The 12,559-nt window shown below is 51.0% G+C and carries 13 protein-coding genes; 2 read left to right on the top strand and 11 right to left on the bottom strand.

What is annotated here, in order from left to right:
- Positions 1 to 65: 65 nt before the first annotated feature.
- Together IEY46_RS02835 and IEY46_RS02830 are read right to left on the bottom strand one after the other, a co-directional pair.
- Positions 66 to 1,163, bottom strand: a complete 1,098-nt coding sequence (locus IEY46_RS02835; protein ID WP_188988926.1) for an SGNH/GDSL hydrolase family protein — start codon at positions 1,161 to 1,163, stop codon at positions 66 to 68.
- A gap of 257 nt (positions 1,164 to 1,420) precedes the next feature.
- A complete protein-coding gene (locus tag IEY46_RS02830) occupies positions 1,421 to 2,377 on the bottom strand; it encodes a phytanoyl-CoA dioxygenase family protein (protein WP_188988924.1) in 957 nt (318 codons plus the stop codon).
- Between the two features lie 135 nt (positions 2,378 to 2,512).
- On the opposite strand from IEY46_RS02830, the gene IEY46_RS02825 reads away from it, so the two are divergent.
- Positions 2,513 to 3,424 carry an AraC family transcriptional regulator gene (locus IEY46_RS02825; RefSeq protein WP_188988922.1) on the top strand — a complete coding sequence of 304 codons (912 nt, stop codon included), beginning with the start codon at positions 2,513 to 2,515 and terminating at the stop codon, positions 3,422 to 3,424.
- A gap of 194 nt (positions 3,425 to 3,618) precedes the next feature.
- Here IEY46_RS02825 and IEY46_RS02820 read toward each other — a convergent pair whose 3' ends face one another.
- Together IEY46_RS02820 and IEY46_RS02815 are read right to left on the bottom strand one after the other, a co-directional pair.
- Complete coding sequence (locus IEY46_RS02820; RefSeq protein ID WP_188988920.1) at positions 3,619 to 3,837, bottom strand: hypothetical protein; 219 nt, start codon at positions 3,835 to 3,837, stop codon at positions 3,619 to 3,621.
- Between the two features lie 140 nt (positions 3,838 to 3,977).
- Positions 3,978 to 5,861 carry a beta-L-arabinofuranosidase domain-containing protein gene (locus tag IEY46_RS02815; protein ID WP_188988918.1) on the bottom strand — a complete coding sequence of 628 codons (1,884 nt, stop codon included), beginning with the start codon at positions 5,859 to 5,861 and terminating at the stop codon, positions 3,978 to 3,980.
- 185 nt (positions 5,862 to 6,046) lie between these two features.
- Between IEY46_RS02815 and IEY46_RS02810 the strand changes: the two genes are divergently transcribed.
- A complete protein-coding gene (locus IEY46_RS02810; protein WP_229750027.1) occupies positions 6,047 to 6,895 on the top strand; it encodes a helix-turn-helix transcriptional regulator in 849 nt (282 codons plus the stop codon).
- Between the two features lie 125 nt (positions 6,896 to 7,020).
- On the opposite strand, the gene IEY46_RS02805 is transcribed toward IEY46_RS02810, so the two are convergent.
- The 7 genes from IEY46_RS02805 to IEY46_RS02775 form a co-directional block, all read right to left on the bottom strand.
- On the bottom strand, positions 7,021 to 7,236 hold the full coding sequence (locus IEY46_RS02805; RefSeq protein ID WP_188988916.1) for a hypothetical protein: 216 nt from the start codon (positions 7,234 to 7,236) through the stop codon (positions 7,021 to 7,023).
- Positions 7,233 to 7,421: a hypothetical protein gene (locus tag IEY46_RS02800; RefSeq protein ID WP_188988914.1), complete on the bottom strand. Its 189-nt coding sequence runs from the start codon at positions 7,419 to 7,421 to the stop codon at positions 7,233 to 7,235. The genes IEY46_RS02805 and IEY46_RS02800 overlap by 4 nt, the downstream gene beginning before the upstream one ends.
- 55 nt (positions 7,422 to 7,476) lie before the next feature.
- Positions 7,477 to 7,614: a hypothetical protein gene (locus tag IEY46_RS02795; RefSeq protein ID WP_188988912.1), complete on the bottom strand. Its 138-nt coding sequence runs from the start codon at positions 7,612 to 7,614 to the stop codon at positions 7,477 to 7,479.
- A 222-nt stretch (positions 7,615 to 7,836) separates the two neighbouring features.
- Positions 7,837 to 8,829, bottom strand: a complete 993-nt coding sequence (locus IEY46_RS02790) for a Gfo/Idh/MocA family protein (RefSeq protein ID WP_188988910.1) — start codon at positions 8,827 to 8,829, stop codon at positions 7,837 to 7,839.
- A gap of 16 nt (positions 8,830 to 8,845) precedes the next feature.
- The gene (locus tag IEY46_RS02785; RefSeq protein ID WP_188988908.1) at positions 8,846 to 9,823 is read right to left on the bottom strand and encodes a Gfo/Idh/MocA family protein; all 978 of its coding nucleotides are present in this window, start codon (positions 9,821 to 9,823) and stop codon (positions 8,846 to 8,848) included.
- Between the two features lie 49 nt (positions 9,824 to 9,872).
- Complete coding sequence (locus IEY46_RS02780; RefSeq protein WP_188988906.1) at positions 9,873 to 11,090, bottom strand: DegT/DnrJ/EryC1/StrS family aminotransferase; 1,218 nt, start codon at positions 11,088 to 11,090, stop codon at positions 9,873 to 9,875.
- A 113-nt stretch (positions 11,091 to 11,203) separates the two neighbouring features.
- Positions 11,204 to 12,529: a neutral/alkaline non-lysosomal ceramidase N-terminal domain-containing protein gene (locus tag IEY46_RS02775; RefSeq protein WP_188988903.1), complete on the bottom strand. Its 1,326-nt coding sequence runs from the start codon at positions 12,527 to 12,529 to the stop codon at positions 11,204 to 11,206.
- Positions 12,530 to 12,559 lie beyond the last annotated feature (30 nt).

Below are 12,559 nucleotides of genomic sequence, written 5' to 3'. Positions count from 1 at the left end.
CGGTCTCCCATTCCTATACCGTTTTTTCTGTAAAGCCTTCAACGATTTCCGGCGCATCTTCTGCCCTAAGCAATAATACCGATCAGACCGATCCGGCAGTTGGTTCCCCGGCAATCCGGCGTGTCTCCATGCACCACTTCCATTTCAAAATGATGCGTTCCCGGGTCCATATCATCGGCAACCAGATAGCTTCGGAACCAGCCATCATTACCGCACCAATCCGGACGTTCGCGAACGGAGGTGACCCACTCTCCCCCATCCAGACGATAACGGATCTCCGAAGAGTTTTTACCAAAATCAAACCCGAGCGACAACCCCCTGCCGACAAAGGAAAAGCTCAGGCGCGCGCCCACCGCTGCCGTTTCCAGTGCCTGATCGATCCATTCCAGATGAGGCCAGCGTCTGATCACCCAAGGCCCTTCCGTCTTCACATCACTCCAGGACAGCTGGTATGCTCTCTCCCAATGGCTGGCATTGAGCGGTTCAGGGAGAACATAGGCATCCTCCTGGCCTGCCTGTTCCAAGTCCGTCTGAAGCTCTTTCTCCAGAAAAGCGATCACGCTCTGGCCATAGCTCAGGCTTCCGCGCTCCGTAGGATGAAGTCCGTCAGGGAGCCATTCTTCCCAGCGCATCCGGCCCTTCTTCACTTCTTCAAGCGCGTAAAGGCTCATCCAGACAGAACCGACCCCGTAATACTCCGCAAGCGTCTCAAAATCGGCGATCGATGCGGGCATGTTCCCTTCAATCATGTCGCGGTAGAAGGGCTGCCTGAACGTGTGAACCACGACCACATCCCTTGTTCCGTCCTTTAATAATTTGCGCAGCAGCCCTTCTCTTGTGCGCATCCGCTTCTCGCTCGGCTCATCCCCGTCATTGACGGAATAATCCACAAAAACCAGATCACATTTCCGCTGGATCAAATCATGTTCGGCCCGGAACACAGCCAGCTCGCTTCCCGTTGCTCCGATTGCGGCATTCTCGACAAATAAGCGTACTTGAGGGTAATGCTCCGCAAACCAGGCGATAACCGGCTCCGGCCAATTATTGCGACCCCTGGCATCCGTTATGGAGCCCCCGATAAAGCCCAGGCGGAGAGTTCCCGATGCAAGCGCCCGCTGCAGGGCCGCCAAGGGTCTGCGATGTTTCCAGATCTGTTCGTTCATGTTTCCACAATTCCCTTCTTCAGCAGTTGTATGGATGAAGCGCTGGTTGGTCTGGATGTCTTTTCTCTTATACTACCAAAAATTCGAGAAAGATTGTTACAAGAAACTGCGCCGTCCTTTGGCGGAAAAGTTAGTTTCTTCCCTTAGACTATATGGAAATTTATAAGCGTGAAACTTATACATTCTATTAGGTTAAAAAAACCGCCTTGCGGAATAAATCTGCAAAGCGGAGCGGATTTTGCTATTTTGACCGTCAATTAACAAATCTTATCCTTCTGCCAGCGGATGGATTCATCGAAGGTGGTATATTCAAACTTCTCCTGCTGCCAGTAATACTGCAGGTCCTCGCGCTGCCAGCCTTCATACAGTTCCTCCCAGGTAAAGGGACCATGCGGCAGGAGCGAAGCATGCTCAATGGGGTGCTCAACGGACTGGAACCGGAAATCGCAGGAAAGCCGCACGCGTCCAGGCTGTTGATTCGGTAGTGCTTTATGGACCGTCAGACTATGAAAGGTGACGAAATCCCCTGTCTCATAATCGCCCTCAGCCCATTCGCAGCCCAATCCGCAAAGGATCGATTCCAGACCTCCGGCTCCCGGATTGCTGGTCACTCCGAGCAAGCCGGCCTTATGGCTCCCTTCAAGAATGGACAAGCCCCCCAGCTCTCTGGAAACATCGCCGAGCGGAATCCAGCAGGTCCACGTGTCATAATCGCCCTGGATATGAAGGAAATCCTGATGCGGCGGAGTCGCATGCGCAAAACGGTGCGGCACCATGACACGGGCGATATTGCGCGGATGCGGGATAGCCCGGGCGCCGAATAACGTCTCATAAAGCGCAAGAAGCTTGGGATCATGGGTCATCGCATGAAATATTTCCAGCTTTTGAACAGCAAGATAAACCTCATACGGCACACCGACACCGTTCCAGTTGGCATCCTCTTCGCTCAAACGGTCCAACGCTTCCTGATCGGCATAACCGCTCATTAGTGGATGTCTGGCGTCCAGCAATCCCTGCTCCTGCAAAATCATCAGTATCGCTTTACGGACCTGTATAATACTCTCTTTGGAAAAAAAGCCTTTGAAAAACAAATATCCTTTCTCATTCGCCCTCTCAAGCAGCTTCTCCGGCTGCTCCAGCAGGGGCGTGGCATCCTCAAACATACGGCTCGCCGGCATTAACGCGGTGTCCCGAAGCGGGTTATGGTCACTCATTGGATATCCCTCCGATGAATTAATTGTGGATTGCCGATTTCTTACTTACACTATATGCTAGTTAAGTATGGTTGTATTTGTTTTCCACAGACGGTTTTTTAACGTTTACCGACTATTTTGAAGGGGATGTTGCAGATGGGAATACCTGCTGCTGGAAGACTGCAATGGAATGAGCTGACACCTGTCGTTTCCTATGCAAATCGCTATGAGGGTTTACCGGGAAGTTCTTTTGGTCCGAGGTATATTATGGATTATCAATTTATTCTGGTCATTGCCGGATACGGGACTGTGAATATTCAGTCAAAAACCTATGAAGCGAAGCCTGGGGATTTATTTTATTACGGGCCGTTTGTGGTCCATACGTTTACAGCAGATGAAGATAAGCCCTTCATCCTATACGGCATTCATTTCTCCTGGCAGGCGCAGCTGCCCGCTCGAGGAGGCGTGAAGGAAATTAGGGTCATCGATTTGGACGATTCCGGGGCGGTTGAAGCGATCCCCAATACAATGCTGATCGAAGGAGAGAAAGAAGAAGACGCGCTGCTGATACAGGATAAACAATCCCACCACCTGGAGCGGATTGAATCGCGGTTCGCACGAATCGTGGAGCTCTATCTGATGGATTACGATTATATCCCGCTCCTGCTGAGGTCGCTGTTTCTGGAGCTGGTCATCTCCATCAAGCAGGGCGTACAGCTTCCCCATCTGGGCCGTTCCACCGGCAGCCCCCTCGTCCGGCTCGTTGCCGAAAATCTGCACAAGCATGCGCAAGAGAAATACGACAGGGCCTGGCTCGAAGCCTGGACTTCCTACCATCCCGACTATATCAGCCGGCTTTTCCGCAAGGAAACCGGTCTCACGCCTTATGATTATTTTATGAAAGAAAAGCTTGCGGTTGTGAAATACTGGCTTATCCAGACCGATGAGCCTCTCGTCAGGCTCGCGGAGCGGTGCAATGCGGCCTCCATTCATGCTTTTACAAAATGGTTCAAAGAGCAGACTGGTCTCCCGCCGGGCAAATACCGGCAGTGGAGCCGGATGATTTGATTCTCATTGTCCGTCCAATGGATCGGCATCTGTGCGTTTGCTCCATCCCACCGGGAGCTGCAGCAAGGATAAGCCTTGCTGCAGCTCCTCAAACTGACCGCTCCAAAAGAAGACCGTCCCGGTCTTTTCGACTTAGGGACGGCCTTCTATGAATATGCGCTGATTATTGTTCCTCGAGGTCAGCAGCAGCGAATTTACGCGCTGCAGCCTTCGCATTCATAATACTGATTTCCTGTCGTTGCTTTCACTTCAAGCAAATCGCCAAGCAGGATGTCTTCGACTTCCGAAAATTCAAAATCGGCGATTTTGAGCAGGACCTTCTCACGCGCTTCCTCTTCCGTCTCGGCAGACCAGCTGAATTCACCTTTCTTACCGGTCGACTTTACTTCAAAAGCGAACAAATAGCGTGCCATATCGGCCAGCCTCCTTCCTTATCAACCTGTTACACTCTCTCATTATATCAAAACTCTGAAAGGAAATGAGCCTTTTTTTAGGAATGAGAGGCTTAGCGGCTGATTGGCTGATCCAAACTGCGGCGGCAAAATCGGACAGCCTATCTCAAAGACCGTACCGGCTTGCGTTTGCCGATTAGCGGAAATTCGCCTACACGCAGCTTCGCGCTTCCGTAAGGAACGAGCGTGAGCTCCGTCAGCGGCTGCCCCTGCGTGTCGGGATGGATCGGCGGCGTTCCCGCGTTGTTGCCCTCCATCTTCCATTCGCGGACCAGTTGACCGCTTGCCGTCAAGCGTATGGGGGCATTATGGGTATCAAACGGCTGGTAAGGGATATCCGCCAAGCTGACTTGATAATCCGTATCGGCCAGAAGACCGTATTTCCACGGAGAACCGGGATAGATCTCCCAGTCGCTGAACATTTCCCGTTTCGTTAGCAGCTGCCAATTCTCCTGCACCGGCAGCGCATAAACAAGGGGTCCCCGTTCCACGCTGATTGCATACAAGTTCCGCGATACCGTCCGGACCTCCATCGGCAGATGCAAGCGGAGCTTGTCGCCATCGCTCCATTCACGGGCAACCCGGGCATAGCCGTTAGCCGCTTGAAGAGAAATATTTTCTCCGTTAACGGTCAAGCTCGGCGCTACGCACCACTCCGGGATCCGGAACGAAATCGTGAAGCTCTCTTGCTGTGCCAGGCAGACCGATATGGCCACTTCATCCCGGAAAGGATAATCCCCGCTGATTTCGAGTGTGGCTTCAACACCGCGGCCTACCTGTGCGCTGACGGTGCACGGCGCATAAGAAACAGCCGCCAAGCCGCCACTTCCGTCCTGCATCCACAAATGGGATACAAATTTCGGCCATCCTTGATGCATATTAGCCGTACAGCAGCCAAAATGCGGGGTCAAACCAAACAGATTGGCATCAGGCCCGTTGCTCCAGCTGCGGGGTGCAATATTGCAGACAATCTGGTTCACCTGCTGATCGTATTGGTGGGATGTCCAGTCCGTAGATATGGCGGCAGGCAGCGCATTAAAGGCTACCTTCTCCAGAATGTCGCCAAATCTGCCTTCACCGAATATCCTCGTCAGCTGCTCCATCGAAAACATATATTCCACTACGGCGCACAGCTCCACTCCTTGACTGGGGTGAGTGCCGGAAAGCCATTCATCGCCGGAGAACATGCCATGGGCCTGACCGTGATACGTCATCAGACTGTCGATCCCGCGATGCACCGCTACCTTCTCAAGCGGATCACCACTCAGCTCGTACAGCACGCCTGGCGTTTTGATGCCCATTGCCACATTCACCACATGGGATTTCCAGTCCCATTCCTCCACCTTCCGCCAAAACGGAAAATCGTGAAACACATCCGTCCAGTCGACGGTCTGGCCGGCAACCAGACCGGCAAGCTCCAACAGGAAAGCGTCTGAGGTTCGTTTATACAGCCATTGAATACTGAGCAGCATCTCCGCACCCCGGGCTTCTGCCCAGCCCTCAAGCGGATTATCGACAATTTCAGCATGAACGTATTGGAAAAAAGAAGTCAGGAACGGGACAATCCGCGGATCCTCAGTAGCCTCCGCATATTGGGTCATCACCTTCAGCATAATCATATAATGCCACCAGTCCTGCTTCTTGTTCACATCGTTGTTGACCGTTTCGATGCGGGCAGGCCCGAAGGATCCGTTCTCCTTCTGGCTGGCAAGCGACCATTCCACCCATCGCTTCGCTTTGGCAATCAACTTCTCATCCTCCAGCAAATAGGCCAGCGGCAGCAAACCATCTACATAATAAGGTCCCCGTTCCCAGCTTTCCCCGTTGCCGCCTATCCAGCCGTTATCCGGACCTACATCCGCCCAGTGCTCCTCCAGATGTCCTGTAAAGCCGTCTGCCTGAATACGCAGCTGATCTTTCAGCCATCCGGCAGGTTTTATCCGTCCAAGCGGAAGTGCTTCAAAAGCCGTCTTCGTTAAGTTCATTGGCCTCTCCCTTTCTTCGCCTATCATTCAGTTGTAATATATCATGTCCGGCAAGGGGATAAGGATATCTGAACACAACCGGTTTTTATCCAATCACAACATCACGCGTTCAATCAGTTACTTTGCGGAACAGGTTGTAATCGCTTATTATAGAAAGAGAACTCAAAGCAGGAAGGATACCGATCATGCTCCAATTCATCTCTCCGCCGATGCCGCATTTTATCACCTGCGGTGAAGACACATACCCTGTAGGCGGACGGCATGCCAGCCGTTCCAGCATTGGTGTATTCGATTTGCTGATGGTCACCCGCGGGTGTCTGCATCTCGAGGAAGAAGGAACGCATTACCCTATACCCGCAGGGCATTTTGCCCTGCTTCGTCCTGACCGCGCACATCGGACGATGGCACCTTGTGAGGAGGAGACACATTTCTATTGGCTTCACTTTCACACCTTTGGCGACTGGAGCGAAGAGAAAGAGAAACGGCCCATTATACCGCCGCCGCGCGACCCTTATATGCAGCTCGAAGCTTTTGCCTTCTATCTTCCCAGGTCTGGACAGCTGCAGGACCCAGGGGCGCTCGCTGACAGAATGAAACAGCTCCTGCTTCATCAGCTCCAGCCGACAGGTTCGGCCCGCTGGCTGCAGCAGCAGCTATTTCAGGATTTGCTGCTTCAGCTGCAGGAAGAAAGCGGCATGACGGCAAGCAGCCCTCATTTGATCATTGCCGATGAAGCCGCGGCCTTTCTCAAACGGCATTACAAAGAACCGCTTGGCTACAAGCGGATGTCGGAAGAGCTTCATTTTCACGCGAATTATATCGCCATCTGCATGAAGAAGGCATACGGCTGCACGCCCCTGGAATATGTCACCCGCTATCGGGTCGAGCAAGCCAAACGCATGCTTATTCACAGCAACCTTTCCATAGGTCGGATTGCCGAGGAGACGGGTTTTGGCTCCTTTCCTTATTTTATCCGCTGCTTCAGCCGCAGCACCGGTTTCAAGCCGAAGGAATTCCGGATGCGCTACCGTTAAGTACGCCGCAAGACTGACCACTATTCCCCTTGAATTGCGATGCTTGAACTCCCCAGGCCCATTTATTGAGACGCCTGCCAGTCGGCAAGTTCTTCAGTATGAGGCAGATCGGCAAGAGGATCGTATTAACAGGAGCGCTCCTCTTTCCAAATATAATCGCCAGCATAACCAGGCTGCATTTCGGCATAAAGCTCCGCCCGTTGGTCCTTCAAGTCTTCCCGGCAAACTTGGCTGGCGGCTTGAAGCCCAGCGCTGATGCATAGGCTGCCCGCTCCGTCCGAAATGGTCCCCGTAAACAAAAGCCGCCTTCCTGCCGATCTCGGGAATTTCATCTTCCTCACGACAGCTTCTCATATAATTGGTTCAAGGCCATTCTAATGGATTCTTTTTTCATGGTATTGGCATCACTTTTCTTGTCCGAACTGGTTTTCTCCAGCGCAAGCAGAGCTAACGTATATCCAACAATTTCAAGACAAGCCGAAATCCTCGCCAGATCATCAGAGGTAATCCCTTTGTCATCAGACATCCGCTCGTCTCCTCTCACAGTTTATTGACTCTCTTCACAACCGACTCTTGGAGAATCATTGTTTTTCCGATCTGGCTTTTAAAACGGCCAGCAGCGCAACCAGATCGCCAATAATTACAATAACTGCGGACCATAAAGCGAGATCATCAGCCGATATATCATTTAATTCGGAGTTTGTGGTCGTTTTTGACATGCTAGATAAGCCCCTTAGCCTCACGTTATGATAACAGCCTATGCAATAAAAAAAATTTAGTATAGGCGAATGCATCGGGTTGCCAAAATAGTTGTTCGGCGGGAGGTGATTTCCTGCCGCTATGCGGCTCTCTCCGAATTAACGCAGTCTTCAACGGCACATAATAAATAGCCCGGAACAGGAAGAAATAAAGTTCCGGGCTTGCTTCTATGGCTATTACCCTCAGTATTCGCTTAACTTCACCGGTCCTTGACTGGACACGGATTCATACGCCGCTAAAGCAACTTTTGTGGAATGATAGCCGTCTCGTCCGGTAATAGGCACCGGCGTGCCGGATTTCACCGCGTTCACGAAGTCCGCTATTAACAGCGCATCCATATTCTGGCCCCAGTGAAGCCATTTTGTTTGAGCGTTCGACTCGCTGAAAACCTGATTTTTTTGAGCGAACCCATCCAGCTTAATGACGCCTTGCGTTCCTATGATTTCAATAACGACATCCCCCCATACAGGAAAGGATTTCGGTCTTGACCAGCTGGTATCCAGGACGCCGACGACATCCCCGGAATATTTCATATGAACGATTCCTGAATCCTCAACTGGCAAATCATTAAACAAGGTTCGCGATACCGCATGGACTTCAACTGGTGCGGAGCCAAGAAACCAATTCATCAGATCGGCAACATGGACAGTATGATCCAATATGGCGCCACCGCCTGATAAAGAAGGATTCACGAACCAATCTCCGGGCATTTTGCCGCGATTGAACCCTTTGAAGGCGACAAGCTCTCCAATCTCCCCCCGGTCAATCGCATCTTTAGCCTCCCGGGCACCAGGCATATAACGACAAGGAAAAGCTGTCATAAGCTGCACGCTATTCGCTTCGCATGCTTCGATCATTTCCTTCATTTCGATTAGAGAAACGCCAAGAGGCTTTTCGCACAGCACATGCACTCCTGCATGGGCCGCATCAATGGTCAAGCGGGCGTGATGAACATTCTCAGAGCAAATAATGACCGCATCAAGACCGGCCGCCAGCAGCTTATGATGATCCTGATAACGGGTCAACGTATGCTCTCTTTCGATTGCCGCAGCTCTCGCACTGTCCGAATCCGCAAATCCGACAACGGTCACATTCGGAACATTCCGGAGGGCATGCAAGTAACTATACGCGTGACCATGAGCGAAACTGATCATTCCAATCCGTATTTGTTCCACAGGGAGCCTCCTTTCATCAAATCGTTACCGGTAATCCGGTGTTTCCGGAGAGAATGGCTGCAGCTGCGATTTCGACAGCCTTGACCGCGTCTATTGTTGTAATAATGGGCTCATCTCCCGTTCTTATACAAGTCAGAAAATGGCTCAGTTCTGCAAAATAAGGATCATGCAGGGATGAATCACCGGGAACCTGAATGGCCTCCGCTACATCGGATGAAGGGTTCATTCTCTGTATGGTATAAGGCTGTGTGGATTGATTGTCGGAAAAAATGACACCGCCGCTGCCGGCAATTTCTACTGCTGTAGTAAACGGCCCCGGATATCCCCAGTACGCTTCTATATTAGCCACTGCATCGTTGTGGAACTGAAGGGTGACAAGTGCAACATGAACATTGGAGCTGCGGCGGCTCATCGTATAAACGGACCGGATATCCCCGATCATCCAGCGCATGAGATCAATATCATGAATCATCAGATCCATGATAATTCCACCGCTCCTTGTTTCATCGGAATACCAGCTGCTCGCAAGTGATGGATTTGTACCCGCACGTTTGGCATGGGCTATGCCAATCTTGCCGATTTGCCCGGATTCAATGGTTTTTTTCAAATTCTGATTCTCCGGAAAGAAACGGGCTACATGACATACAAACAGCTTTACCTGCTGTTTCTCGCAAGCCTGAACCATTTCCGCCGCATCCTCTGGACGCACGGCCAACGGCTTCTCGCAGATGACGTGCTTGCCAAGCCGCGCCGTCTTCAACACATATTCCTTATGCAGAAAGGTTGGAAGGGTAATACAAACGACATCCGGATTACCCTCTGTCATCAACTGCTCGAATGTATCGAAAACCCTGGTGCCGTATTGGCTGGAAAATGCTTCTGCTTTTGCAGCAGAACGGTCATAAGCGCCTGCAAGCTGTATCCCGTCCATTCTGGCCAAGCGGCTCGCATACATCCAGCCCATTGTACCCAATCCTATAATCGCGACCTTCAATTCTTTCCCTCCTGTGCCCGGAACAAGCAAGCTTATCCCCGTCGATATCCTATTCGCTATAGCTGGCAATGACTTTGCGAAGTCCTTCGCTAATATCATTCATAGCTTCTTCGTCACTCAGCAGCACGGTTTGCGAGAGCCAGAGCACTTCTTTCTCGCACATCCGCTCGCTTACGGGACATGAATCGATTCGCGGCTTCCCCGTCCATTCTTCAATCGATTTCTGAATCGCTTCATTCTTGTTGAGCGGAATATAGCCGTATGAGAAAGGCAGCCCCTCCGCATTCAGCTTGCGAATAAAGTCATTCTTATCCACACGCTCCGAAAATTCGGGAGCAAGCCGGAGCATATAGAGATGATAGGCATGGCAAGTCGTACCGGGGGTTTCTTTAACGGTAATCAATTCTTCCTGCTGCCCGAGCAAGGAGTCCAGCAGCGCCGCATTCTGCTTACGGACGCGTATTTGATCTTCCAAACGCGTCATTTGAGCGATTAGGATGGCCGCTTGGAATTCGGTAATCCGGTAGTTTTGACCGATTCTATCATGCTGGTACCAAGCACCGTCGAGTACACGCCCTACATTGATATAAGACCATGCTGCCTGATACACCTCATCGCTATTGGTGACAATCATGCCCCCTTCGCCTGCATTCAAGTTTTTGCTGGATTGGAAGCTGAAGGTTCCGATATCGCCGATTGCGCCAATCTTCGTGCCTTCGAAGGATGCGCCGATTGCTTGAGCGGCATCCTCAATCAGCTTCAACCCGTGCCGATCGGCAATTTCCTTCAGACGCTTCAGGTTCGCCGGAGCCCCGGCTATATGAACGGCTATAATGGCTTTTGTCTTTGGAGTTATTAATCTCTCTACTGCATCCGGATCAAGCAGAAGTGTTTCTTCTTCAATATCCGCAAACACGGGAATGGCTCCGAAAGCCAGTGCTGCGCTAGCCGTAGCGATAAAGGTATAAGACGGAACGATAACTTCATCGCCAGGCTTCACGCCGACTGCCTGGAGAGCAATCGTAATGGCAACGGTCCCATTGGCGCATGCAAGGGCGTATTTGGCATCATGGTACTGGGCAAACTGCTTTTCCAATTGTGTAATCTTACTTTGGAAGTCAGGTACAAGCGCTCCGCCCGTTCCTCCCCATTTACCCGAATGCAAGACTTCGAGCAGAAGTTTCTCTTCACGTTCATCAAAAATCGGCCACTCCTTGAATCCGGCAGTACGGACAGGCGTGCCTCCGTCAACGGCTAATTTATTCATCCATCTATTCCCCTCTCGCATTGTCATTTCTCCTTGAGTCTATAAGATCGGACTTGCGATGAGGTGACAATTATTTTTCTGAATATGCCAAATCTAAACAAGAATGGAGCTGATTAACTTTTTATTTGTTGGCCCAATCCGACTAGTTCTTGTACCAATAAGTCGCCGACGTTTGGGACATATGGAAATTCGCCGTGCATGAAAGGAGAGAAACAAGCCGGGTAGGAGTATTCTTTATTTGAAATATCATATTTATCAGCCGTGGGCACATAACCGATCGACCCGTTGGCTTGATTAATGACAAAAACCTTGAACGGCGAAAGCTGGTTCACGATTTTCCGATGAAAGCTGTAAAAGAGCTCAGCTGAATGGGCCAGCATCAGAAGCTCGCCGAACTGAATGACCTGCGCTTCCGTCTTCATATAACCTCTTGATTTAACATCGTATTCGTTCCAGAACGACTCCCATACTTCGCGTTCAAACAGAATCTGTTTCTGTGCCTGCTCCGGCATTTCTTCGAAGCTTCCTTGCAGTCGGTATATAAAGTCCAAGTTCCGCCGGATCATCGCTCTGTCGGACGCCACAACCTGAGGCAGCTCGATCTCTATCCGTTTAACGGCTATTCCCCCTTCCGTCAACGGGCTGGCCGCGTTCAAAGCCGTTTCTATAATAGCGGACAACTTATTGGAAAGGATATCCACCTGTCCGATGGAGGCCTGTAATTCATCATGGCAATATACCGGATTCAGATCCCCGAGAGACCCCTGCAGAAATAAACCCTGCACCCCATGCCGCTCGGAGAGCTTATTGATCGCCCGTCCCACGAAGTCTCCAGATATGAGGGTTCCATGGTGATTCAATGTAACGGGATGGCAGGAATAGTGAGCCAAAAATCCGATCATTTTTCCTTGATGGCTGACTTTCAGCACTTTCAGAACCTCGTCCGTCATTCCGCCCGGTTCCGATTTTGAATGGGTTTCCCGGTTATAGGCAATCCCTTCTGCCAGCCCTTCCCCGTACCCAAGCTCTACGGGAAGCAGCGAGTTCGAGGCTTTGCGTGCGGCATCTGCTATTTTGGCCGGCAAGGCGTTCAGATAAGAGGCATCTTTCTCTCCGAGTCCAATCACATTTGTTGTTGCCGGACCGGAATGCGTGTGCGTGCAGCAGAGCATAATGTGGTCAAACGGAATATCGCATTGTGCTGCGATAAGGCTCCGAACCTCTATGGACCGTTCATTGCTCATGGAAATGAGATCACATGAAAGGATAGCGCCTTTCCGGTCGCCGTCCTGCCAAACCATCGCATTGGCATACAGAGGGTCGAGAACTTCCGTCGCTTTACGGCCCAGTTTGAATCCATAACCGCATAATTCAACTCCCAGCCCTGGCGTAATATCCGATCGTCCAAATCCAGCCAAAAGATTCATCCCAGTTGACATTGAATACCACCCTTTATATAAAAATTGACA

Source organism: Paenibacillus nasutitermitis (assembly GCF_014641075.1).
GTDB classification, from domain to species: Bacteria; Bacillota; Bacilli; order Paenibacillales; family Paenibacillaceae; genus Paenibacillus_Z; species Paenibacillus_Z nasutitermitis.
This window is presented reverse-complemented; position numbering and strand designations above follow the sequence as displayed.